The following is a 23,245-nucleotide window of genomic DNA, read 5'->3' on the forward strand; positions in this document are numbered from 1 at the left end:
TAAATGGAAACGACATACGACGTAATCGTCATCGGTGGCGGACATGCCGGATGCGAGGCTGCGAGTGCTGCCGCTCGCATGGGTGCGAAAACCGTGCTGATAACGCATAGCCGGGAAACGATCGGCGTCATGTCCTGCAATCCGGCGATTGGCGGGCTCGGCAAGGGTCACCTCGTGCGTGAAGTCGATGCATTCGATGGGCTGATGGGGCGGGTGGCCGATGCATCCGGCATTCAATTCCGGCTTCTCAACCGCAAGAAGGGGCCCGCGGTGCGTGGGCCGCGGACGCAAGCCGACCGCAAGCTTTACCGGCAGGCGATGCAGCGCGGGATCTTGAACCATCCCAATCTCACGGTGATCCAAGGCGATGCGTTTGACATCGAGATCCAAGATAAACGCGTAGCTGCCGTTGAACTCAAGGACGGCCGCCGATTCGGATGCGGAACGATTGTCCTGACGACGGGTACCTTCCTTCGAGGTTTGATCCATATCGGTGACCAGAAGATCCCCGCCGGTCGCGCAGGAGAAGCCCCTTCCCTCGGATTGTCTGAAACTCTTTCGCGGTTCGGATTGCATCTCGGCAGACTGAAGACCGGTACCCCTGCCCGGCTGGACGGAAATACGATCGACTGGGCACGGGTTGGCCGCCAGGAAGCGGACGAGGATCCGGTGCCCTTCTCCTTCATGACCGACCGGATTACGACAACGCAGATTGCCTGTGGCGTCACCCGCACCACGGATGCGACTCATAAGATCATCTCGGACAACATTCATCGCTCGGCGATGTATTCCGGCCAGATCGAAGGTGTCGGCCCGCGCTATTGCCCTTCAATCGAAGACAAGATCGTCCGCTTCGGCGAGCGGGACGGGCATCAGATCTTTCTGGAACCGGAAGGCCTGGACGACTCGACCGTCTATCCAAACGGGATTTCGACCTCCCTCCCCGCCGATGTGCAGGAAGCGTTTATTCGTACCATTCCAGGTTTGGAATCGGTGACGATTATCCAGCCAGGCTATGCGATCGAATACGATCACGTAGATCCCCGCGAGTTGACCGCTGCACTCGAAGTCAAGAAGATCCCAGGCCTTTTCCTCGCCGGTCAGATCAATGGCACGACAGGTTATGAGGAGGCTGCGGCACAGGGGCTGGTTGCGGGACTGAATGCTGCACGCAAGGCGTCCGGTGGCGAAGCTTACCACTTTAGCCGGGCGGATTCCTATATCGGCGTCATGGTCGACGATCTGACATCCCGCGGGGTGACCGAGCCCTATCGGATGTTTACCTCACGCGCCGAATATCGCCTTTCGCTGCGGGCTGACAACGCAGATGTTCGATTGACCGGAAAGGCGATCGAACTGGGCTGTGTCGGGCCTGAGCGGGCGATGAAGTTCGGGGACTATATGAAGGCGCTAGACAATGGCCGGGAGCTTCTCCGGTCCCGTAACCTGACGCCGAATGAAGCCAATGGGCATGGATTGAAGCTCAACAAGGACGGGCAGCGCCGGACTGCTTATGAGCTGCTGGCCTATCCCGATCAATCGCTGAACGCGCTCACAGCCATCTGGCCCGAATTGGCGCAACTTTCGCCCAAAGTCGGTGAAGCCTTGGAGATCGAGGCATCCTATGCGGTTTACATGAACCGGCAGGCGGCCGATATCCATGCCACCCATCGAGACGAGGCCCGCGCCATCCCGCAAGGCTTTGATTTTACAGGACTTCCTGGACTTTCAAACGAGTTGAAGCTGAAACTGACAGCGGCAAATCCGGCGAATCTGGCGCAGGCCTCCAAGGTCGACGGGATGACGCCGGCGGCCCTTGCACTCATCCTGGCACTGCTTCGCAAGGAAGAAGCTGCGCCGCATCGCGTCAAGCGAGTCCTGTAATGCTCCTGAACGGCAAGAGTGTTTCACGTGAAACGCAGGAGAAGCTTGAGCATTTTGCAGCGCTTTTCCAGAAGTGGGCGAAGACCATCAATCTCGTTGCGCCGTCTACGCTGGATGAGCTGTGGCGACGGCATATCGCTGACAGCGCTCAGATCTTCCAACTCTCTCCTCAGCCCTGTAAATGGCTTGATCTCGGTTCCGGAGGTGGATTTCCAGGCGTTATAACGGCAATCTTTCTTGCCGCGACGCAGGAAGGATGGGTTCATCTGGTTGAAAGCAACCAGAAGAAAGCTGCCTTCCTTCGCGTCGCTCTCAATGAGACGGGCGCAAGAGGATCGGTTCATCCTCTGCGAATCGAGGCGGCCTCAGCGGCTCTCCCGGTCTGCGATCGGATCTCCGCAAGAGCTCTTGCCGAACTCGATCTGCTTCTTTCCTACACATCCGGCTGGATGATCGGCAAAGATACAAGAGCTTTTTTTCATAAAGGCCGGGATTACGCGGCGGAAATCGAGAAAGCCCGTGGTCGTTGGGCATTCGATCTGATAAAACATCCAAGTGCCGTCGAGCCAGATTCAGTTATTCTCGAAATCAGCAATTTAAGGCACAAAGAACCCTAGATTTTCAGGTGCGGCATGTTTGAAAGAAATCGGGTTATCACGATTGCCAACCAAAAAGGCGGTGTGGGCAAGACGACGACGGCAATCAACCTGGCAACAGCGCTCGCTGCCATCGGCGAGCGTGTTCTGATTGTGGATCTCGATCCGCAGGGGAATGCCAGTACCGGCTTGGGTATCGAGCGCCGAGATCGCAAGCTTTCGTCCTATGATCTCCTGATGGGGTACAACTCCATCACCGAAACGGCATTGGAAACGGCTGTTCCCAACCTCCATATCGTTCCGTCGACGATGGACCTGCTGGGATTCGAGATGGAGATCTCTCAGGCTTCCGATCGAGCTTTCAAGCTGCGGCGGGCGCTGGAGGGTGATGACGCCCTGGCCTATTCCTATATTCTGCTGGATTGCCCGCCCTCGTTCAATCTGCTGACGATGAACGCGATGGCGGCAGCTCATTCCATCCTTGTTCCCCTGCAGTGCGAGTTCTTCGCGTTGGAAGGCTTAAGCCAACTTCTCGAAACTGTCGACCAGGTGCGCCGCAGCGTCAATCCGTCGCTCGATATCCAGGGTATCGTTCTGACCATGTTCGACGCGCGCAACAACCTCGCGCAGCAGGTCGTCAATGATGTGCGGGCCCATCTCGGTGAAAAAGTCTATCACACGTTGATTCCCCGCAATGTTCGCGTATCGGAAGCGCCGTCTTACGGAAAGCCGGCTATCCTTTACGATCTGAAATGCGCCGGCAGTCAGGCTTACTTGCAGCTGGCTTCCGAAGTCATCCAGCGGGAACGCAGGCGCAAGGCTGCCTGAAGGCCCTGTAGACCAAGTGAGTAGTGAGAATGAACGACGATCTCTCGAAACGGCGCCTGGGGCGCGGCCTAGCGGCACTCATCGGCGAAATGGACCAGGCGACGCCCGTCAATAGCGGCGCCCGGAGTGTCAACCCGGACCGTATGGTTCCGATCGAACATGTGTCTCGCAACCCAAAGAATCCGCGTCGGAGTTTCGACGAGGGCGAACTTCAGGATTTGGCAAGCTCCATTCGCCAGCATGGGATTGTTCAACCGGTCGTCGTTCGGCCGCGAGGCGCCAATCAATATGAAATCATCGCCGGTGAACGTCGCTGGCGTGCTGCGCAGCTTGCCGGCCTGATCGAGATACCGGTCATCGTTCGTGATGTCGATGATCGGACGGCCCTTGAAATCGCGATCGTTGAAAACGTTCAGCGTTCCGACCTCAACCCTCTGGAAGAGGCGCTGGGATATGATCAGCTGATTGCGGAGCACGGTTATACTCAGAACGATCTCGGCGAAATTATCGGCAAAAGCCGAAGCCACGTGGCCAATAGCCTCCGTCTGCTGAAATTGCCCGAGCCAGTTCGGGATATGCTGGCGGCTGGCAGCCTTTCGGCCGGTCACGCCCGCGCGCTGATTACTACATCCGATCCGGCTTCTTTGGCGCGCACCATCATTGCCAAGGGCATGTCGGTCCGTGATGCAGAGAAACTGGCTCAGAACGATATCAAGGCGCAGTCGGAGCCTACCGTTTCGAAAGCGGAACAAAAAGATTCCGATACGCTGGCGCTTGAGCGGACTCTTTCCGATTCACTCGGGCTGGAAGTCAAGATCAACCACAAGAACGGTGGGGGTCAGATCAGGATCGGCTATAGGACGCTGGAGCAGCTCGAGGAGATCTGCCGTCTTCTGGAACGTAGATAGCGTAATAAATTCAACGGCTTGATTGAATTGCCGTGGCCATCAGGGTGTGGAACGCGATATTGGGTTCCAGGGTCTGCTTCTGGCGCGACATCAGGATCGCGGCCTGCAATCTTTCCGTTTCGCGCGCCAGCGCCGGCGAACTCCATGTTCTCAGCGCCTTTTCTATGAGCGGTTTGCGCTTGAAGTGAATATGACGGCCGAGCGTCATCATGACCTGGGCGGTCTGAAGCTTCTTTTCCTCCATTTCCGCCTTCATCAGATCCAGCAGCTGGAACTGTTTCAGGCAGGATTGCAGGACGAGAAAAACCGGGGTTTTCGATGCGACGACCTTCTGGATGGCGCGATGCAGGCCGGGAAGGTCACCGCTGAGGATCGCATCGACGGCCTCGTCCGCGGAAACGGCGCTCGCATCGCCGATGATCTCGTCGATATGTTCCTCTTCGACCATGCCCATTCCGCGGCAATACAGTGCCAGCTTGCGGATTTCGTTGCGGGAGGCGACGCGATCCCCGCCAAGCAGTTCCAGAAGCCTCTGCCGAGCGGCTGGAGTGATCCTGAGGCCTTCGCTTCCGAGTTCCGAATCGATGAGGCTGTTCAAGGCCTTCACATCATCCGCATAGCAGGGAATGACGGCGATCGACCGCGAAGGTTCGGCGATCTTGCGCAGCCCGCTGCCCTTCTTGAGGTCGCCGGCCTCGATAATCAGGATATTGGCCGGAGCCGGGCCGTCGGCAAGAACCTGCATCGCGTCGAGAAGAGGCTTTTCGTTGGCAGCACCACGCAGCCAGACGAGCTTGGAACCGCCGAAAAGGCCGAGCGAGTTGACCTCGTCCAAAAGCCGGCCGGGATCGCCCTGGAGGTCCGATACGTCGAGTTTGAGCATGGCGAACGGGTCGTCCTGTGAAACGCCCGTCTTGCCCGCGAGCAGGGCTGCGCGTTCCGAAACCAGGCCCCGATCCGGGCCATAGATCACAAAGATCTTGTAGAGTTCCGCACTCTTCTCGGCAAAACGATCGAATTCGTGGGACTTTACTTCTGCCATACCGTCTGCGGCTGAGGTTCGCGCGAAAGCACGATGGCGATCTCGGCGCGGATGAATTCAGCAAGCTCTCTTGCGGCGCGGTTTTCGGCATCGCGAACGGCGCGCAGTTTCGCGAAGCCCTGGCCCGGGACGTCGATGAGCGACACGACTTCACGCTTCGCGGACTTGAGGATCTGCCCGTCGTTGATGCGTGTAATCGTATAGGTGCCTTCCACCTGGACGCGGCCGGGAAGCGGTATGCCGGTCGGGGAGACGTTGTCGTCGTCCTCGTCGTCGATGATGCTCGAAGCCGTGCTCTTGGTTGTCAGCTTCACGTCGTACGCCGGATGGGCCGACTCGCCGGCGCCTCCGGAGGTCAGGAAAATCAGATGATTTCGGACAACCTGATCGATGCGGCTATGGGGCTGCTCGAAGCCGACCGAGGCCAGCCGCTCACCGGTGCCGGAAGCTTCGGAATAAAGCGGGCGGACCTGGCAGCTGGCCAAGAGTGTCAGCGTTATCAGGCCGGATACGAACCCGAAACGACGAAGAGAGCGGTCAAACGACAATGTTTACGATCCTCTGTGGGACGACGATGACTTTCTTCGGCGCCCGGCCTTCCAGTGCCGCCTTGACCGCATCCAGCGCCAGAACCGCAGCTTCGACCGCACTTTGATCCGCGTCGCGCGCGATTGTCAATTCGCCACGCTTCTTGCCGTTGATTTGGACCGGCAGTGTGACCTCGTTCTCGATGACGAGGGTCTCGTCATATTGCGGCCAGGCAGCCAGGGAGAGCAGCTCCCCGTTACCCAGAGCCGCCCAGCATTCTTCGGCCAGATGCGGCGTCATGGGGGCGACGAGCTGGATCAGGATCTCCGAGGCGTTGCGGACGGCAGCGCGGTAGACGGCGTCGCCCTCGCCGGCTGCGACCCGGCCGAGCGGCGCTGCAAGTGCGTTCACCAGCTCGTAGATGCGTGCCACTGCCTTGTTGAAGGAGAGCTTGTCGTAGTCACCCTGAACTGCCTTCAGCGTCTTGTGGGCGAGCTGCGAGATCGCCAGCGCCTCACCATCCTTAGCCGGCGCCGGATCGACACCCACGAGGTTCTCGGAGGCCTCGGAAATCAGGCGCCACAGGCGCTGGGTGAAACGATGCGCGCCTTCGACGCCGGCTTCCGACCAGATGACGTCGCGGTCCGGCGGAGAGTCGGACAGCACGAAGAAGCGGGCCGTGTCAGCGCCGTAGGAGGCGATGATATCGTCCGGATCGACGACGTTCTTCTTCGACTTCGACATCTTCTCGATCGAGCCGATCGTCACCTCCTCGCCGCCCTTCAGCATGGTGGCGCGGCGCTTGCCGTCGACCTCCTCGATCTTGATATCAGCCGGAGCGACCCATTCGCCGTTCGGGCCGGAGCCGCGGCGATAGGTTTCATGCACGACCATGCCCTGAGTGAAGAGGCCCTTGAAGGGCTCCTTGGCGTCCACATGGCCTGTTTCGCGCATAGCGCGGGTGAAGAAGCGCGAATAGAGCAGATGCAGGATCGCGTGCTCGATGCCGCCGATATACTGGTCGACCGGCAGCCAGCGATTGGCGACGGCCGGATCGGTCGGGTTCTTTTCCCAGGGTGCCGTGAAGCGGGTAAAATACCAGCTCGAATCGACGAACGTATCCATCGTGTCGGTCTCGCGGCGGGCATCCTTGCCGCATTGCGGGCAGGCGATGTGGCGCCAGGTCGGATGGCGGTCGAGCGGGTTGCCGGGCAGGTCGAAGGTGACGTCGTCCGGCAGTTTCACCGGCAGGTCGGCCTTCGGCACCGGTACGACGCCGCAGTCATCGCAATGGATGACCGGGATCGGGCAGCCCCAGTAGCGCTGGCGGGAAATGCCCCAGTCGCGCAGGCGGAAATTCACCTTGCGTTCGCCCTGCGGCATATTGCCGACAAGCGTTTCCGACAGGCGGTCTGCAACGATCGCAAAGGCTTCGTCCGTCGTCTTGCCATCCAGGAAGTGCGAGTTGATCATCACGCCGTCATCGACATAAGCGGTATCGCCGACGGTAAAGGTCGCGGCATCGCCATCCTTCGGCATGACGACCGGGACCACGGCCAAGCCGTATTTGCGGGCGAAATCCAGGTCGCGCTGGTCGCCGGACGGGCAGCCGAAGATGGCGCCCGTGCCGTAATCCATCAGCACGAAATTGGCGACATAGACCGGCAGCTCCCAGGAGGGGTCGAGCGGGTGCCTGACGCGGATGCCCGTGTCGATGCCCTTTTTTTCGGCTGTTTCCAGCGCTGCGAGCGAGGTTCCGTGATGGCGGCATTCTTCGGCAAAAGCTTCGATAGCCGGATTCTGGGCGGCTGCGGCCTTGGCCAGCGGATGATCGGCGGCGATCGCCAGGAAGGAGGCGCCGAACAGCGTGTCGGGACGGGTCGTGTAGACCACGACTTCGCTCTCGCCGGCGGGTGCCGTCGAGCTGACGATTTCCCAGCGGATCGTCAGGCCTTCGGAGCGTCCGATCCAGTTCTTCTGCATCAGCCGGACCTTTTCCGGCCACTGGTCGAGGGTGTCGAGCGCGTCCAGCAGGTCCTGGCTGAAATCGGTGATCTTGAAGAACCACTGCACCAGGTCACGCTGTTCCACCAGCGCGCCGGAACGCCAGCCGCGGCCGTCGATGACCTGCTCGTTGGCGAGAACCGTCTGGTCGACCGGGTCCCAGTTGACCTTGGACTGCTTGCGGTAGACCAGGCCCTTTTCCATCATGTCGAGGAAGAGGTGCTGCTGCTGCTGGTAATATTCGACGTCACAGGTGGCGAATTCGCGTGACCAGTCGAGCGACAGGCCCATGGCCTTCAGCTGCGCCTTCATGGATTCGATATTCTGGTAGGTCCAGGCCTTCGGATGCACCTTGTTGTCGCGGGCCGCATTTTCGGCCGGCATGCCGAAGGCGTCCCAGCCCATCGGGTGGAGGACGTTGAAGCCACGGGCGCGCTTGTAGCGGGCGACCACGTCGCCCATGGCGTAGTTGCGCACATGGCCCATGTGGATGCGGCCCGATGGATAGGGAAACATCTCTAGAACGTAGTATTTTTCGCGCGGATCGCTGTTGTCGGTCTCGAAAACCTTGGCATCGTTCCAGGTCTGCTGCCAACGGGGCTCGGCATCGCGCGGATTATAACGTTCAGTCGCCATTTCAATGATATTCCGGGAAAACAGGATCAGGAGTCGGGCGAGACCTTCACCATGAAACCCTGCAAGCGTCAAGTTTTACAGGGTCGGGAAAGGCCAAGTTCAGGGCGAAACACCCTTGGCAGAGCCTTATATGAGGGCTAAGCGCTGAGCTTGCAAGAAAAGCGGAAGGCTTCAGTAAAAGTGGAAGGCATGGGGTCATGAGCGTCGAAGAACGGCTGCGGGATGTAAAGGTGCGGATCGGGAAGGCGGAGCGCCTTTCGAAGCGGCCGGCGGGGTCGGTGACGCTTGTGGCGGTTTCCAAGACGTTCGATGCGGAAGACATCCGCCCGGTGATTGCGGCCGGGCAGCGGGTGTTCGGCGAGAACCGCGTACAGGAAAGCCAGGGCAAGTGGCCGGAACTCAAGGCCGAGACGCCGGATCTCGAACTGCACCTGATCGGGCCGCTGCAATCGAACAAGGCCGCGGATGCCGTGGCGCTGTTTGACGTCATTGAAACGGTGGATCGGGAAAAGATCGCCCGCGCGCTTGCCGACGAGATCAGGAAACAGGGCAAGGCACCGAAGCTCTATGTGCAGGTGAATACCGGGCTGGAGCCGCAGAAGGCTGGTATCGAGCCGAAAGAGACCGTTGCCTTCGTGGAGCTCTGCCGCAAGGAACTCGGGCTTTCGGTCGAGGGGCTGATGTGCATTCCGCCCGCCGAGGAAAATCCTGGGCCGCATTTCGCATTGCTTGCCAAGCTCGCCAAGGAATGCGGTGTCGAAAAACTCTCCATGGGCATGTCCGGCGATTTCGAGACGGCTGTCGAATTCGGTGCGACCAGCGTCCGGGTCGGCTCGGCCATCTTCGGATCGCGCTGAAATAGGCTTTTGCCAAGCGGCGCCTAGCGCTTTCGTCGGGCTTCCCGGCACCTCCCGAGCACCCTAGATTGGTCATTCCGGGCTGTGCTCATGTGACGGGAGGTGCAGATGCAAAGCCGCTATTTCGACGTTTATGAGGGCTGGCAACGGGATCCGGAAGGGTTCTGGAAAAGCGCTTCCACCGCCATCGACTGGTTCAAGGAACCGGAGAAGGTTTTCGACGGTGACCAGGGCGTCTATGGACGCTGGTTCACCGGTGGCGAGACCAATACCTGTTACAACTGTCTCGACCGGCACGTAGCGGCCGGCCGCGGCGGGCAGCGCGCCTTCATCCATGACAGCGCCATGACGGGAAAACAGCAGACTTTCACCTATGCCGAGGTTCTCGACGAGGTGAAGGCGATTGCCGCGGTTCTGCGCGATCTCGGCATCGGCAAGGGCGACCGCGTCGTCATCTACATGCCGATGGTGCCGGAAGCGATCTTCTCTATGCTGGCCTGCGCCCGGCTCGGTGCTGTGCATTCGGTCGTGTTCGGCGGATTTGCGGCGCAGGAACTGGCCGCGCGTCTGAACGATTCGGAAGCGAAACTGGTGATCAGCGCCAGCTGTGGCCTCGAGCCCGGCCGCACCGTTGCCTACAAGCCGCTGCTCGACCAGGCGATTGAGCTTGCCCGCCTGAAGCCGAGACATTGCCTTATCCTGCAGCGCGAACAACTCTTGGCGGAGCTGAGGCCGGAGCGTGGAGAGCTGGATTTCGCGGAAACCGTCGAAAAGGCGCGGGGCAGGGACGTGCCGTGCGTGCCGGTCAAGGCGACCGATCCGCTCTACATCCTCTATACGTCCGGAACGACCGGCCAACCGAAGGGCGTCGTGCGCGACAATGGCGGGCACATGGTGGCCCTGCATTGGAGCATGGAGAACATTTTCGGCGTCAGGCCGGGAGAGGTGTTCTGGACGGCGTCCGATATCGGCTGGGTTGTCGGCCATTCCTATATCGTCTATGCGCCGCTGCTCACCGGCAATACCAGCGTCATCTTCGAGGGCAAGCCTGTCGGCACGCCGGATGCGGGCACGTTCTGGCGCGTCGTCAGCGATCATGACGTGAAGGTGCTGTTCACGGCGCCGACGGCCTTCCGGGCGATCCGCCGCGACGATCCTGAGGGCGAGCTGGTCGAGAACTACGATCTTCTCGGGATGCGGGCGCTGTTCCTCGCCGGCGAGCGGGCCGATTCGGAAACGCTGAAATGGGCCGAGCAGAAGCTGAAGATCCCGGTGATCGATCACTGGTGGCAGACGGAAACCGGCTGGCCGGTAGCCGCCAACACCGTCGGGCTCGGTCTGATGCCGGTCAAGCACGGTTCGCCGACGCGGCCGATGCCGGGGTATGCGCTCGACGTGCTGGACGATGCCGGCCATCCGGTGCCGCGCGGCACGCTCGGCAATATCGTCATCACGCTGCCGCTGCCGCCTGGCTGCCTGGTCAGTTTCTGGAATGCCGACCAGCGGTTTCGCGAGGCCTGCCTCGACGAGTTTCCAGGTTACTATAAGACGGCCGATGCCGGGATGATGGACGAGGACGGCTATATCTTCGTGATGGCGCGCACCGACGACATCATCAACTGCGCCGGCCACCGGCTTTCCACCGGGGCGATGGAGGAAGTCTGCGCCAAACATCCCGATGTCGCCGAATGCGCGGTGATCGGCGTCCATGATGCGACCAAGGGGCAGATCCCTTGCGGTTTCATGGTGCTGAAGAACCATGTTTCACGGGAAACGTCTGATATCGCGAGAGAAGTGGCCGAACTGGTGCGCAACGAGATCGGCCCCGTCGCGGCGTTCAAGACGGTGATGGTGGTTCACAAGCTGCCGAAGACCCGATCCGGCAAGATATTGCGCGGCACGATGCAGAAGATCGCCGACGACATGCCATGGAAGATGCCGGCAACGATCGAGGATGCGACGGTGCTGGACGAGATCACCGCGATCCTGAAGGCCAACGGTTATGCCCGCGAGGGCAGCGGCCTGAAACAGAGCGCATGAACGAAAAAGCCCCGGAGACGATCCGGGGCCTTTTGGATACAATCGAAAGAGGTTCGATCAGAAGCGGTCGTCTTCCTCGTCGTCGTCGCGACGGGTGGACTTGAGCGACGAGAGCTTGGCGAAAACGGCGTCCGCGTCGATCTCCTTCTCCTTTTCTTCCTCGCGCTCGTTGCGATAGCTGAAACCGAGGTTCTCGGTTTCGCTCGCCGGCTGCAGGGAAGCGCCGAGTTCGGCGGCGGTCGGCAGAGGACGGCCCTTGGAAGCGCGTTCGACTTCGAGGTCGAGGTCGATCTGGCTGCAGAGGCCGAGCGTGACCGGATCCATCGGCGTCAGGTTGGTCGAGTTCCAGTGAGTGCGCTCGCGGATCTGCTCGATCGTCGACTTGGTGGTGCCGACGAGGCGGGAGATCTGGGCGTCTTTCAGTTCGGGATGGTTGCGGACCAGCCAGAGAATGGCGTTCGGGCGATCCTGGCGCTTGGAGACCGGCGTGTAGCGCGGGCCGCGGCGCTTCGATTCGGGCACGCGAACCTTCGGCTCGGAAAGTTTCAGCTTGTAGTTGATGTCCTTTTCGCCGCGCTCGATTTCATCGCGCGAAAGCTGACCGGTGGCGATCGGGTCGAGGCCCTTGATGCCCTGCGCCGCTTCGCCGTCTGCAATGGCCTTCACCTCGAGCGGGTGGAGCTTGCAGAAATTGGCGATCTGATCGAAGGAAAGCGCGGTATTATCGACCAGCCATACAGCGGTCGCCTTCGGCATGAGCAATTGTTGAGCCATGGGTATAGGTCCTCTGTCCGTCCGCGCCGGTGTCGCGGGCCGTGGGTATCAACCACAATTTCCGGGAATTTACCGCCCTATAATCGAATTGGGACGGAATTGCAAATCTTTGAAGCGAGATCGTCGCTGCCCGGATGAACGTTTGTCTAATTGCCGCACTTGCCTCACCTGTTATGAATGCGGCACATATCGCTGACGGCTCGATGCGTCGTCATGCGTGCCAATTCAGGGAGGTGTTCATGTCCGAAAAAGTCTACCCGGTCCTCAAGTCTGCCAAAGCAAAAGCGCTCATCGACAAGGACAAATACGAAAAGTGGTACGAGGAGAGCGTCGAGGATCCGGACAAGTTCTGGGGCAAGCACGGCAAGCGCATCGACTGGTTCAAGCCCTATACGAAAGTCAAGAACACGTCCTTCAAGGGCAAGGTCTCGATCAAGTGGTTCGAGGACGGCCTGACCAACGTCTCCTACAATTGCATCGACCGACACCTGAAGACCCATGGGGAGCGCACGGCGCTGATCTGGGAAGGCGACAATCCCTATATCGACAAGAAGATCACCTATAACCAGCTTTACGATCAGGTCTGCCGACTGGCGAACGTCCTGAAGAAGCACGGCGTCAAGAAGGGCGACCGCGTCACCATCTACATGCCGATGATCCCCGAAGCGGCCTATGCGATGCTCGCCTGCGCCCGTATCGGCGCGGTGCATTCGGTCGTGTTCGGCGGCTTTTCGCCGGAAGCACTGGCCGGCCGAATCATCGACTGCCAGTCCACCTTCGTGATCACCTGCGACGAGGGCGTGCGCGGCGGCAAGCCGGTGCCGCTCAAGGACAATACCGATACGGCGATCCATATCGCGGCCCGCCAGCACGTGATCGTCAACAAGGTCGTGGTGGTGCGCCGCACCGGCGGCAAGACCGGCTGGGCGCCCGGTCGCGACCTCTGGTACCACCAGGAAATCGCCACCGTGAAGGAACATTGCGAGCCGGTGAAGATGAAGGCGGAAGATCCGCTGTTCATCCTCTACACATCGGGTTCCACCGGCAAGCCGAAGGGCGTGCTGCACACGACCGGCGGTTATCTCGTCTTCGCGGCGATGACCCATGAATACACGTTCGACTACCATGACGGCGACATCTACTGGTGCACGGCGGATGTGGGCTGGGTGACCGGCCATTCCTACATCGTCTACGGGCCGCTCGCGAACTGCGCCACCTCGCTGATGTTCGAAGGCGTGCCGAACTTCCCCGACCAGGGCCGGTTCTGGGAAATCATCGACAAGCACAAGGTCAACATCTTCTACACCGCACCGACGGCGATCCGCTCACTGATGGGCGCCGGCGACGAATTCGTGAAGCGCTCCTCGCGCGAAAGCCTGCGCCTGCTCGGCACGGTCGGCGAACCGATCAATCCGGAAGCCTGGGAATGGTATTACAACGTGGTCGGCGACAAGCGCTGCCCGGTCGTCGATACCTGGTGGCAGACGGAAACCGGCGGCCACATGATCACGCCGCTGCCGGGCGCGACCGACCTGAAGCCGGGCTCTGCCACCAAACCCTTCTTCGGCGTGAAGCCGGAACTGGTCGACAACGAGGGCAAGGTGCTGGAAGGGGCAGCCGATGGCAACCTCTGCATCAGCGACGCGTGGCCGGGCATGATGCGCACGGTCTATGGCGACCACGAGCGGTTCATCCAGACCTATTTCTCCATATACAAGGGCAAATATTTCACCGGTGACGGCTGCCGGCGCGACGAGGACGGTTATTACTGGATCACCGGCCGCGTCGACGACGTGCTGAACGTCTCCGGCCACCGGCTCGGCACGGCGGAAGTGGAATCGGCGCTCGTCTCGCACAATCTCGTATCGGAAGCGGCCGTCGTCGGGTATCCGCACAACATCAAGGGCCAGGGCATCTATTGCTACGTGACCCTGATGTCCGGCCACGAAGGCAATGATGCGCTGCGCCAGGAACTGGTAAAGCACGTCCGCCAGGAAATCGGCCCGATCGCGCAACCGGACAAGATCCAATTTTCGCCCGGCCTGCCGAAGACCCGCTCCGGCAAGATCATGCGCCGCATCCTGCGCAAGATCGCCGAGGACGATTTCGGCTCGCTCGGGGATATCTCGACGCTCGCCGATCCGGGCGTGGTGGAAGACCTGATCGCCAACCGCCAGAACAAGGCGGGCTGATTTCAAAAAGGGCCGCTCGGGACACCGGGCGGCCTTTTCAGTTCGTGTCGCACACCTGCCGCGGCTTGCGCCCGCCGTCATAGGTCTGCACGAGGCCTGCGAGAAGCAGATCGGCCCCCGCATTGCGGCCGTCGGAGAACACCACGTCAGCGACGATGCGGCCGAAATATTTGTCGCCGGAAATATGGGTGAGCTGAATTTTGCGTGATCGGGCTGCCAGCGCTTCAAGCGCACGGTGTGCATCAATTCCCGCTTCGCGAATCCGCTCGCATTTCGACTTCAGTTCCGGCGCATCGATGCCGCGGATGCGTACATAAACTTCCATCTTCTGCTGCGGCCAGGGCTGCGCTTCGACCAACAGCGTATCACCGTCGATGACCCGAAGGATTTCTGCTGCGACCGGCCCGGAGATCTCGTCACGCGCTGCAGCTTCGGTGGTGAACACCGCGGCGGTGCCAACAAGAAACAGAAGAGCATTGTTCATGGAAAGGAATAAATTCCGTTCCATGAACAATGTCAATAGGAATATTTACTTGTCTCCGAGGCCGCTGAAGAGCAAGGTCGCAGCGGCATCAATGTCATTTTAGGCGGCATCTACGAGATCGTAAGGCAGCCATACAGGGCTGTTGTAGGATGCTTTCATAATGTCGATGCCGCGCTGGCAATCAGACCTTTTGATGTAGCCTTCACTGCTTACCGCAATCGTCTCGGCATTAGAGGCATCATACCTCCAACGCCATTCGTTGCGATTATCCTTATACATCCAATACGAGGGGTATTCGCGAGTAGCCATCATGGCCTCCGTGCTAAAAGCGTCGGGCTTGACCACAGCGAAAAATTCTGACTCAATAGAGTCGCTTAAGTGGCGTGTCCCGCGCCCGACAACGGGCGGGATACAAAATCAAAACCGTCACTTTCCTTGGCCGGGGGTGGCGGTTTTTCATTTGCAACTCGAAGTAAGTTGGATTCTACGGAAAGAGTCAAGCGCGCCCAGATATAGGCCGCTTTTTCTTCAGCAAGTAAGCACATAAGTCGTTAATTTAAAAAGATTTTCTGTATTTCTACAGCTGTGGTTAGATGACGACTCCTAGCGGTAAGCCTACCATCCCTAGTGAGCGAATCATTCGCCGGTTCGCTAAAAATCGATCGCCCGGCCGTTGATCTCCCAGTCGCCGAAGCGGGCGGGGTCGGCGCCGCCGCGACCGCCGAATTCTTCGGGCATTTCGGCCCTGGCTGCCGCCTGGCGGCGTTCTTCGGCTTCCTTCAGGGCGCGCTCGGCAGCCGGGGAAAGGGGTTTCCTGGGGGCTGCTTCTTCCGGTGCGATTTCCGAATTGTCGTTATCTGCGTTTTGCATCTTGGGCTTTGCCGGGTCGATTATTGAAAATTCTGGTTGAATTGACCACATCATAGGACGTTCGTGCCCGGGGGAAAACCCTTTAGCGGCTTCGAGGCGATCGGCAACGGGAGAGATGACGATGAATGTAATGCGCACCGCCATGCTTCTGGCCTTCATGACGGCCCTGTTCATGGGGATCGGCTTTCTGATCGGCGGCACGGGCGGCATGATGATCGCGCTGGTGATCGCTGCCGGCATGAACCTGTTTTCCTACTGGAATTCCGACAAGATGGTGCTGTCGGCCTATCATGCCCAGGAGGTCGATGCGCGTAGCGCCCCGGAATTCTACAACATGATCCGCGACCTTTCGGCCAATGCCGGCCTGCCGATGCCGAAGGTCTATGTCTACGACAATCCGCAGCCGAACGCCTTTGCGACCGGCCGCAACCCGCAGAACGCGGCCGTTGCCGCCTCGACCGGGCTGATGCAGCGGCTGACCCATGAGGAGGTGGCCGGCGTGATGGCGCACGAGCTGGCGCATATCCAGAACCGCGACACGCTGACCATGACCATCACCGCGACGCTTGCCGGCGCGATCTCGATGCTCGGCAATTTCGCCTTCTTCTTCGGTGGCAATCGCGAAAACAACAATCCGCTCGGCTTCATCGGTGTGATCGCGGCGATGATCGTTGCGCCTTTCGCGGCGATGCTGGTGCAGATGGCGATCAGCCGGACGCGCGAATATTCGGCCGACCGTCGCGGTGCCGAAATCTGCGGCAATCCGCTGTGGCTCGCCTCGGCGCTCAACAAGATCGCGGGCGCCGCGCATCAGATCCCGAACTACGAGGCCGAGCGCAATCCGGCGACGGCGCATATGTTCATCATCAACCCGCTGTCGGGCGAGCGCATGGACAACCTGTTCTCGACCCACCCGGACACCGGGAACCGTATCGCCGCGCTCCAGCAGATGGCCGGGGAGTTCCCCGGTGGCTTTCGAGGCGGTGCCTCGACGGGCGGGTTCCAGGCTGATAGACCGCAGCGCACCGCGCGCTCCGTTCCGAATACCGGTTGGGGCCGCGGCTCGGATGAACCGCGCAAAGGTCCCTGGTCTTGAACGAAGCCAAGAAGAACAAGAAGCCATACAAGCTATCGGGCAAACCAGCCGAACAGCGCAGGAAACCGGCTCATTCGGAGCGGGAAAGCGGCCCCTTCAAGGCGGGCCTCGAGGTTCGGATCACGGCCGCCAAGTTGCTGGCGGCGGTCATCGACCGCAAGATCTCGCTCGACGGCATGCTCGATCTCGTCCACGGCAATCCGGCCTATCGGGCGCTCAGCGACGCCGACCGGGCGTTGACCCGCGCCATTCTCAATACCGCACTCCGGCATCTGCCGCGCATCGAGGCGGCGATCGCGTCGCTGATCGATACGCCGCTGCCGGAAGGGGCGCGGGCGCTTCACCACGTGCTGGTGATTGCCGCGGCGCAGATCCTGCATCTCGACGTGCCGCCGCATGCCGCTGTCGACCTGGCAGTCGAACAGGCCAACCGCGATCCGCGCAACCGCCGTTTCGCCAAGCTGGTCAATGCGGTCCTGCGTCGGATGGACCGGGAAAAGGACGAGATCCTTGCCGCGACTGCAACGATTTCCCCGGTACCGGCATGGTTCCGCAAGCGCCTGGTCGCCCTCTATGGCGAGGCGGAGGCGGATCGTATCGCCGAAGCGCAGCTTGTTCCGGCGGCCATCGACCTGACGGTCAAGTCCGATCCCGCTGCCTGGGCGGAAAAGCTCGGCGGCACGGTTCTGCCGACCGGCAGCATTCGCCTGACGGCCTTCGATGGGGCGGTTTCCGCGCTCGGAGGGTTCGAGGACGGCGTCTGGTGGGTGCAGGATGTCGCGGCCAGCATTCCTGCAAAGCTGTTCGGCGATCTCAAGGGCAAGAAGGTCGCCGATCTCTGCGCGGCCCCCGGCGGCAAGACGGCGCAGCTGATTGCGGCCGGTGCCGAGGTGATCGCCGTCGAGCAATCCGGCAACCGGCTGGCACGGCTGAAGGAAAATCTCGGACGGCTTGGCTACGAGGCGGAGCTGGTCGGTGGCGACCTTTTCGAGTTCAAGCCGGAAGAGTTGCTGGATGGCGTGCTGCTCGATGCGCCCTGTTCCTCGACCGGCACGACGCGCCGGCATCCGGACGTGCTCTGGACCAAGGGACCGGAGGATGTCACCAAGCTTGCGGCGCTTCAGGAAAAGATGCTGCGCCATGCCGTCACGCTGGTGAAACCGGGCGGCCTTATCGTTTTCTCCAATTGCTCGCTTGATTCGGCAGAGGGGGAAGAACTGGTCGTGCGTGTGCTCAAGGACCATCCCGAATTGAAACGTCTGGCCGTCAATCCCAAAGACTGGCCGGGGCTGGAAGGGGCAATTTCGCCGCTCGGGGAATTCCGCACCACGCCGGCCATGCTGCCCGCGGCCGAAAATTTTGTGGGCGGCATGGATGGCTTCTTCGCGAGCGTGCTCCAGGTACGGTAAGGCTTTCTTCACCATACCGGCTGATACTTTCGAACAATCTAATAGTTGATTCCCGCCGGCGGGGCGGAGGCTGATTCCTGCGGAGTATTCCAGATTGAAGATGCGGCTCGCGGATCGCCGGAGGCTCCTGTCCTTCGGCTTGCGGGAAATCTGGCGGCGCCTTTGCCGGCGGTCCGCTGGATTTCGCCTGGCCGTGACCTCCTTTTCGATGCAGGTGCCGGACCGGCTGATCGTTGCGCCGACGGATCTGCGGGCGCTCGATCCGTTCGTGGCGGAGGAGATCCTGGAAGGCCGGTTCCCGCTCGCGGGGCGGATTCTCGAAACCTATGGCCAATCGCCGTTCTCCGTCGAGCTGCCGTCGCGGGCAGCGGCGGAGCGGCTGCATTCGTTCGCCTGGCTTCGTCACATCCGCACCAACAAGACGGAAGTGGCCTGTGCCAGTGCTCGTCAGGTGGTCGCGGACTGGATAGCGCTTTACGGCCGAAGCCCGAAGGGCATTGCCTGGGAAGCGCATGTGGCGGCGGAACGGGTGATCGCCTGGCTCTCGCATTCGACCGTGGTGCTGCAGGGCGCCGAGGCCGGCTTCTACCGCCGCTTCATGAAAAGCCTCGCCTATCAGGTCCGCTACTTGAGAAAGATAGCCGGCTGCACGCCAGAGGGCGATACGCGGCTGAGGCTCAGGATCGCGCTCGCCATGGCCTCGATCTCGATGCCGACGCGGGCTGCCTATATCCGTCGTGAGGGTGGGCGGCTGGATCGGGAGCTTGAACGGCAGATCCTTGCCGACGGCGGCCACGTTTCACGTAATCCGCGGGCGGTGCTCGATTTGCTGATCGATCTCCTGCCGCTTCGCCAGACCTATATCAATCTCGGCCACGACCTGCCGCAAAAACTCATTCCGACGATCGATCGGATGTATCCGGCGCTTCGCTTCTTCCGGCACCAGGACGGCGATCTCGCGCTCTTCAACGGCGCCAGTTCGACGCCCGCGAGCGAGCTGATGTCGGTGCTGCGTTATGACGAAACGGCGGGCAAGCCGTTCAAGGCATTGCCGCACATGCACTACCACCGCCTCTCGGCGGACGGTACGACGCTGATTGTCGATACCGGCCGGCCGCTCTCCCCCGGGCTTTCGCGCGGCGCGCATGCGGGCTGTCTTTCCTTCGAGATGTCGGCGGGCCGGCATCGTTTCATCGTCAATTGCGGGTCGCCCAAATATGCCGGCCGCAACTATCGGCACATGTCGCGCTCGACGCCCGCCCATTCGACGGTGACGCTCAACGAAACCTCGTCCAGCCGCATCATCCGGTCCCGCTTCGCGGGCTCCATGCTGCTCGGCGGCGTGTCGGAGGTGGAGGTGGAACGCTGGGACGACATGCATGGCAATGACTGGCTGCGGGCCAGCCACGACGGTTACGTCCACCAGTTCGGGTTTTTCCACGAGCGCGAGATCGGCCTCAATGTGAAGGGCAACAAGATCAAGGGCCATGACCGGTTTTACCTGCCCGAGGGCGAGGCTGCCGATAACGGGCCTTTCCTGGCGGTGGCGCGCTTCCACATCCACCCGGTCATCACGCTTTCGCGGCGGGACGAGGAAAGCGTCAGCATGCGCGCGCCGGACGGTGAGACCTGGATCTTTGCGGCACCGGGGCTGCAGGTGATGATCGACGAGGATATCTTCTTTGCAGACGTTTCCGGCGTGCGGCCGAGCCAGCAGCTGGTCATCGAGTTTTCTCCGCCGGAGACATCGGAAATACGCTGGATGCTGAGACGCGGCGAATAGGGCGTTTCTTCTTCTGCCAAGCTGTGCTAACGGGCGGCCACCTTACCTTGCGCCGGGTTCCGCGGCGCGTTTCCAGGAGAGACCGATGGCCGTCGTTTCCAAGAAAATTCCCGCTCCCGACCGCATCAGGATTCGCACCGCGCTGCTTTCAGTTTCCGACAAGACCGGCATCGTCGAGCTTGCCCAGGCGCTCACCGATCAGGGCGTGAAGCTGCTGTCGACCGGTGGTACGCACAAGGCGATCGCCGCTGCGGGCCTGGCCGTCACCGATGTGTCGGAAGTCACCGGTTTCCCGGAAATCATGGACGGCCGTGTCAAGACGCTGCATCCGACAGTGCATGGCGGTCTGCTGGCGATCCGCGATGATGCGGAACATGTCGCGGCGATGAAGGAACATGGCATCGAGGGCATCGATCTTGCCGTCATCAATCTCTATCCGTTCGAGGAAGTGCGCGCCGCCGGCGGCGACTATCCGACGACGGTCGAGAATATCGATATCGGCGGCCCGGCGATGATCCGCGCATCGGCCAAGAACCACGCCTATGTGACCACCGTCACCGATCCTTCCGATTATCCGGCGCTGATCGAGGCGCTGCGTTCGAACGACGGCCAGACGGTCTACGCCTTCCGCCAGAAGCTCGCGGCCAAGGCCTATGCCCGCACGGCGGCCTACGATACGGCGATTTCCAACTGGTTCGCGGAAGCGCTCGACATCGAGATCCCGCGCTACCGGACGATCGGCGGCGTGCTGAAAGAAGAGATGCGCTACGGCGAAAACCCGCACCAGAGCGCAGGCTTCTACGTGACCGGCGAGAACCGTCCGGGCGTGGCGACCGCAAAACTGCTGCAGGGCAAGCAGCTCTCCTACAACAATATCAACGATACGGACGGTGCCTTCGAGTTGATTGCCGAGTTCTCGCCGGAAAAGGCGCCGGCCTGCGCGATCATCAAGCACGCCAACCCTTGCGGCGTGGCGACCGGCCCGAGCCTTAGGCAAGCCTATCTCAGGGCGCTCGCCTGCGATTCCACCTCGGCCTTCGGCGGCATCATTGCCGTGAACCAGCTTCTTGATGCAGAGACGGCCGAAGAGATCGTCAAGCTGTTCACGGAAGTCATCATCGCGCCGGAAGTTTCCGACGAGGCCCAGGCGATCATTGCCGCCAAGAAGAACCTGCGCCTGCTGGTGACCGGCGGCCTGCCGGACCCGCGCTCGCGCGGCCTGACGGCGAAGACCGTTTCGGGCGGCCTGCTGGTCCAGACCCGCGACAACGGCATGGTCGAGGATATCGACCTGCGCGTCGTCACCAAGCGTGCGCCGACGCCGACCGAGCATGAAGACATGAAGTTCGCCTTCAAGGTCGCCAAGCACGTGAAGTCGAATGCGATCGTCTACGCCAAGGACGGCCAGACGGCCGGCATCGGGGCCGGCCAGATGAGCCGCGTCGATTCCGCCCGCATCGCCGGCATCAAGGCGGAAGAAGCGGCGAAGGCGATGGGCTGGGCCGAGCCGATGACCAAGGGTTCCGCCGTTGCCTCGGAAGCCTTCTTCCCCTTCGCTGACGGCCTGCTGTCGGCGATCGCCGCAGGAGCCACGGCGGTCATCCAGCCGGGTGGCTCGATGCGCGACGACGAGGTGATTGCGGCGGCGGACGAGCATGGCGTGGCCATGGTGTTCACAGGAATGCGGCATTTCCGGCACTGATTGCCGGATGTCATGCTCTGAGGGTGTGGCGTGGATCCTCGGGTCAAGCCCGAGGATGACGGTGGTGGGGGTGTTTCAAGGCTGCCCAAAGAGACGTTTGATGAACCACTAGATTTCTTGCTTTCACCAGGCAATCCTATGGGCTCCGTCATCCTCGGGCTTGACCCGAGGATCCACCTCCCAGCCGAATAGCTATCCGTCTCTACTTCCTGTTCGCCGGATAAGGCGTCGCAAACAGCAGAACCAACCCCGCCACGAGGAAGATCAGCAGCGTGGCCATGCCGAGCCGGGCGGAGCCGCTGGCATAGGTCATGAGCGAGAAGAACAGGGTGGCGAGGAAGCTGGTCGCCCGGCCGGACAGTGCGTAGATGCCGAAATATCGGCCGGTCTCCGAAAGACTGACGCTGCGGGCAAGGTAGGATCGCGACGAGGCCTGGACCGGCCCGAAGGCGATGCCGATCAGCAGTCCGAACAGGATATAGGCCTTTTCCGCAGCGGTGCCGAACAGGCCGCCGCTGTCCTCTGCCGAAAGAGGCAGAAGGCCGAAGAAGACGAAGCCCGGGCCGGTGGAAATGATTCCGAGGGTGGCGATGACCAGCAGAACCAGGCTGATGATCACGACGATCTTCGAGCCGAGCAGGCGGTCCAGCCAGCCGGCGACGATGCAGCCGAAGATTGCCACGACGTTCAGGATGATGCCGTAGATGCCGATCTCGATCGTCGCCCAGCCGAACATGCCGGCCGCGAACGTGCCGCCGAGGATCAGCAGGCCGTTGACGCCGTCCTGATAGAGCATGCGGGCAATCAGGAACCTGGTGATGCCGGTGCGCTGCCTCAGGTCGCGCAGCGTGCCGCCGAGCTCCCCTATGCCGGAGCGGACCGCATCGACGAGCGGCAGGCCCTTCCTGGCGTCCGGCGTGAAGAAGAACATCGGCAGGATGAACAGGAAATACCAGAAGGCCGAGATCGGCCCGGTGATGCGGGCATCCTCGCCGAGATGCGGATCGAGGCCGAAGAGCGGGGGAATGCCGATCAGGGTTTTGCCGCTTTCGGGATTGGCGGCAAGCAGTGTCACGACCGCGATCAGCACGATCATGCCGCCGAGATACCCGAGCCCCCAGGCGACGTTGGATATGCGGCCGACATCCTGCTTGGACACCAGTCGCGGCATCATGGAATCGTTGAAGACGGTCGAAAATTCCGTGGCAATCGATGCGAAGATCATGAAGATCATCGGCCAGATGATCGGTGAACCGGGTGCCGCAAACCAGAGGGCCGAGACGCAGGCGATCTTGATCACCGCGAAAAAGGCAATCCAGGGTTTTCGCGGGCCTGCCTGGTCGGCGATCGAGCCGAGGACCGGCGAAAAGACGGCGATGACCAGCGACGAGATCGTCGCCATGTTGCTCCAAGCGGCCTGCGCGGAAACCGGGTCCTCGGTCAGCCGGGCGACGAAATAGGGGCCGAAGATGAAGGTGGTGACGACGGTGAAAAACGGTTGGGCGGCCCAATCGAAGAACATCCAGCCCCAGATGCCGCGCCGGCTCGTTTTCACCGGCGCATCGTCCACATCAGTAACGGCCATTTTTCCCCCGGATCAGCCAGTTCGGTC

Annotated in this window: 19 protein-coding genes; 11 read left to right on the forward strand and 8 right to left on the reverse strand. The window is 61.2% G+C overall.

The features are described from left to right. The first annotated feature begins 3 nt into the window (after nucleotides 1-3). Genes mnmG through PMI07_RS05370 form a run of 4 tightly spaced genes read left to right on the forward strand, consistent with a single transcriptional unit; the run spans nucleotide 4 to nucleotide 4,216 of the window. Nucleotides 4-1,884, forward strand: a complete 1,881-nt coding sequence (mnmG, locus tag PMI07_RS05355; protein ID WP_007751118.1) for a tRNA uridine-5-carboxymethylaminomethyl(34) synthesis enzyme MnmG — start codon at nucleotides 4-6, stop codon at nucleotides 1,882-1,884. Then, a complete protein-coding gene (gene rsmG, locus PMI07_RS05360; protein WP_007751116.1) occupies nucleotides 1,884-2,501 on the forward strand; it encodes a 16S rRNA (guanine(527)-N(7))-methyltransferase RsmG in 618 nt (205 codons plus the stop codon). The genes mnmG and rsmG overlap by 1 nt, the downstream gene beginning before the upstream one ends. Nucleotides 2,502-2,516: 15 nt before the next feature. After that, nucleotides 2,517-3,308 carry a ParA family protein gene (locus PMI07_RS05365; protein ID WP_007751113.1) on the forward strand — a complete coding sequence of 264 codons (792 nt, stop codon included), beginning with the start codon at nucleotides 2,517-2,519 and terminating at the stop codon, nucleotides 3,306-3,308. A gap of 29 nt (nucleotides 3,309-3,337) precedes the next feature. Next, nucleotides 3,338-4,216 (forward strand): ParB/RepB/Spo0J family partition protein, encoded by an 879-nt coding sequence (locus tag PMI07_RS05370; protein WP_007751109.1) that lies wholly within the window; start codon nucleotides 3,338-3,340, stop codon nucleotides 4,214-4,216. Between the two features lie 10 nt (nucleotides 4,217-4,226). On the opposite strand, the gene holA is transcribed toward PMI07_RS05370, so the two are convergent. From holA to leuS, 3 genes are read right to left on the reverse strand one after another with little or no spacing between them, the layout of a single operon-like run. After that, entirely contained in the window at nucleotides 4,227-5,258 is a 1,032-nt protein-coding gene (gene holA / locus PMI07_RS05375; protein WP_007751108.1) for a DNA polymerase III subunit delta, read from the reverse strand. After that, nucleotides 5,246-5,806 carry a hypothetical protein gene (locus PMI07_RS05380; protein WP_007751107.1) on the reverse strand — a complete coding sequence of 187 codons (561 nt, stop codon included), beginning with the start codon at nucleotides 5,804-5,806 and terminating at the stop codon, nucleotides 5,246-5,248. Before PMI07_RS05380 ends, holA begins: the two co-directional genes overlap by 13 nt. Continuing rightward, on the reverse strand, nucleotides 5,796-8,426 hold the full coding sequence (gene leuS, locus PMI07_RS05385) for a leucine--tRNA ligase (protein WP_007751106.1): 2,631 nt from the start codon (nucleotides 8,424-8,426) through the stop codon (nucleotides 5,796-5,798). The genes PMI07_RS05380 and leuS overlap by 11 nt, the downstream gene beginning before the upstream one ends. A gap of 197 nt (nucleotides 8,427-8,623) precedes the next feature. Here leuS and PMI07_RS05390 point away from each other — a divergent pair, with 197 nt between their 5' ends. Together PMI07_RS05390 and PMI07_RS05395 are read left to right on the forward strand one after the other, a co-directional pair. Beyond that, nucleotides 8,624-9,283 (forward strand): YggS family pyridoxal phosphate-dependent enzyme, encoded by a 660-nt coding sequence (locus PMI07_RS05390; RefSeq protein ID WP_007751105.1) that lies wholly within the window; start codon nucleotides 8,624-8,626, stop codon nucleotides 9,281-9,283. Between the two features lie 108 nt (nucleotides 9,284-9,391). Further along, on the forward strand, nucleotides 9,392-11,323 hold the full coding sequence (locus PMI07_RS05395) for a propionyl-CoA synthetase (RefSeq protein ID WP_024163581.1): 1,932 nt from the start codon (nucleotides 9,392-9,394) through the stop codon (nucleotides 11,321-11,323). A 57-nt stretch (nucleotides 11,324-11,380) separates the two neighbouring features. On the opposite strand, the gene PMI07_RS05400 is transcribed toward PMI07_RS05395, so the two are convergent. After that, on the reverse strand, nucleotides 11,381-12,097 hold the full coding sequence (locus tag PMI07_RS05400; RefSeq protein WP_007773062.1) for a DUF1013 domain-containing protein: 717 nt from the start codon (nucleotides 12,095-12,097) through the stop codon (nucleotides 11,381-11,383). 239 nt (nucleotides 12,098-12,336) lie between these two features. Here PMI07_RS05400 and acs point away from each other — a divergent pair, with 239 nt between their 5' ends. Then, complete coding sequence (gene acs, locus PMI07_RS05405; RefSeq protein ID WP_007773065.1) at nucleotides 12,337-14,289, forward strand: acetate--CoA ligase; 1,953 nt, start codon at nucleotides 12,337-12,339, stop codon at nucleotides 14,287-14,289. Nucleotides 14,290-14,326: 37 nt separating this feature from the next. Here the strand turns inward: acs and PMI07_RS05410 are convergent, their stop codons facing one another. The 3 genes from PMI07_RS05410 to PMI07_RS36035 form a co-directional block, all read right to left on the reverse strand. After that, on the reverse strand, nucleotides 14,327-14,773 hold the full coding sequence (locus tag PMI07_RS05410) for a thermonuclease family protein (protein WP_024163582.1): 447 nt from the start codon (nucleotides 14,771-14,773) through the stop codon (nucleotides 14,327-14,329). 99 nt (nucleotides 14,774-14,872) lie between these two features. Then, nucleotides 14,873-15,082 carry a DUF1508 domain-containing protein gene (locus tag PMI07_RS05415; protein WP_007763396.1) on the reverse strand — a complete coding sequence of 70 codons (210 nt, stop codon included), beginning with the start codon at nucleotides 15,080-15,082 and terminating at the stop codon, nucleotides 14,873-14,875. A 342-nt stretch (nucleotides 15,083-15,424) separates the two neighbouring features. Then, nucleotides 15,425-15,787, reverse strand: a complete 363-nt coding sequence (locus PMI07_RS36035) for a DUF1674 domain-containing protein (protein ID WP_348626228.1) — start codon at nucleotides 15,785-15,787, stop codon at nucleotides 15,425-15,427. On the opposite strand from PMI07_RS36035, the gene htpX reads away from it, so the two are divergent. From htpX to purH, 4 genes are all read left to right on the forward strand, one after another. Further along, a complete protein-coding gene (htpX, locus tag PMI07_RS05425; protein WP_007763401.1) occupies nucleotides 15,765-16,739 on the forward strand; it encodes a zinc metalloprotease HtpX in 975 nt (324 codons plus the stop codon). The genes PMI07_RS36035 and htpX overlap by 23 nt on opposite strands. Continuing rightward, nucleotides 16,736-18,148 carry a transcription antitermination factor NusB gene (locus PMI07_RS05430; RefSeq protein WP_007763402.1) on the forward strand — a complete coding sequence of 471 codons (1,413 nt, stop codon included), beginning with the start codon at nucleotides 16,736-16,738 and terminating at the stop codon, nucleotides 18,146-18,148. Before htpX ends, PMI07_RS05430 begins: the two co-directional genes overlap by 4 nt. Nucleotides 18,149-18,248: 100 nt before the next feature. Further along, a complete protein-coding gene (locus PMI07_RS05435) occupies nucleotides 18,249-19,931 on the forward strand; it encodes a heparinase II/III family protein (RefSeq protein WP_024163583.1) in 1,683 nt (560 codons plus the stop codon). Nucleotides 19,932-20,016: 85 nt separating this feature from the next. Then, on the forward strand, nucleotides 20,017-21,633 hold the full coding sequence (gene purH, locus PMI07_RS05440; protein WP_007764622.1) for a bifunctional phosphoribosylaminoimidazolecarboxamide formyltransferase/IMP cyclohydrolase: 1,617 nt from the start codon (nucleotides 20,017-20,019) through the stop codon (nucleotides 21,631-21,633). 202 nt (nucleotides 21,634-21,835) lie between these two features. On the opposite strand, the gene PMI07_RS05445 is transcribed toward purH, so the two are convergent. Next, nucleotides 21,836-23,218 (reverse strand): MFS transporter, encoded by a 1,383-nt coding sequence (locus tag PMI07_RS05445; protein ID WP_007764619.1) that lies wholly within the window; start codon nucleotides 23,216-23,218, stop codon nucleotides 21,836-21,838. Between the last annotated feature and the right edge of the window lie 27 nt (nucleotides 23,219-23,245).

Origin of the sequence: Rhizobium sp. CF080, from assembly GCF_000282095.2 — a bacterium.
Taxonomy (GTDB): Bacteria; Pseudomonadota; Alphaproteobacteria; order Rhizobiales; family Rhizobiaceae; genus Neorhizobium.

Coding starts and splice junctions, on each gene's coding strand:
- mnmG (WP_007751118.1), top strand. CDS start 4: ATGGAAACGACATACGACGTAATCGTCATCGGTGGCGGACATGCCGGA.
- rsmG (WP_007751116.1), top strand. CDS start 1,884: ATGCTCCTGAACGGCAAGAGTGTTTCACGTGAAACGCAGGAGAAGCTT.
- PMI07_RS05365 (WP_007751113.1), top strand. CDS start 2,517: ATGTTTGAAAGAAATCGGGTTATCACGATTGCCAACCAAAAAGGCGGT.
- PMI07_RS05370 (WP_007751109.1), top strand. CDS start 3,338: ATGAACGACGATCTCTCGAAACGGCGCCTGGGGCGCGGCCTAGCGGCA.
- holA (WP_007751108.1), bottom strand. CDS start 5,258: ATGGCAGAAGTAAAGTCCCACGAATTCGATCGTTTTGCCGAGAAGAGT.
- leuS (WP_007751106.1), bottom strand. CDS start 8,426: ATGGCGACTGAACGTTATAATCCGCGCGATGCCGAGCCCCGTTGGCAG.
- PMI07_RS05390 (WP_007751105.1), top strand. CDS start 8,624: ATGAGCGTCGAAGAACGGCTGCGGGATGTAAAGGTGCGGATCGGGAAG.
- PMI07_RS05395 (WP_024163581.1), top strand. CDS start 9,392: ATGCAAAGCCGCTATTTCGACGTTTATGAGGGCTGGCAACGGGATCCG.
- PMI07_RS05400 (WP_007773062.1), bottom strand. CDS start 12,097: ATGGCTCAACAATTGCTCATGCCGAAGGCGACCGCTGTATGGCTGGTC.
- acs (WP_007773065.1), top strand. CDS start 12,337: ATGTCCGAAAAAGTCTACCCGGTCCTCAAGTCTGCCAAAGCAAAAGCG.
- PMI07_RS05410 (WP_024163582.1), bottom strand. CDS start 14,773: ATGAACAATGCTCTTCTGTTTCTTGTTGGCACCGCCGCGGTGTTCACC.
- PMI07_RS05415 (WP_007763396.1), bottom strand. CDS start 15,082: ATGGCTACTCGCGAATACCCCTCGTATTGGATGTATAAGGATAATCGC.
- htpX (WP_007763401.1), top strand. CDS start 15,765: ATGAATGTAATGCGCACCGCCATGCTTCTGGCCTTCATGACGGCCCTG.
- PMI07_RS36035 (WP_348626228.1), bottom strand. CDS start 15,787: ATGGCGGTGCGCATTACATTCATCGTCATCTCTCCCGTTGCCGATCGC.
- PMI07_RS05435 (WP_024163583.1), top strand. CDS start 18,249: ATGCGGCTCGCGGATCGCCGGAGGCTCCTGTCCTTCGGCTTGCGGGAA.
- purH (WP_007764622.1), top strand. CDS start 20,017: ATGGCCGTCGTTTCCAAGAAAATTCCCGCTCCCGACCGCATCAGGATT.
- PMI07_RS05445 (WP_007764619.1), bottom strand. CDS start 23,218: ATGGCCGTTACTGATGTGGACGATGCGCCGGTGAAAACGAGCCGGCGC.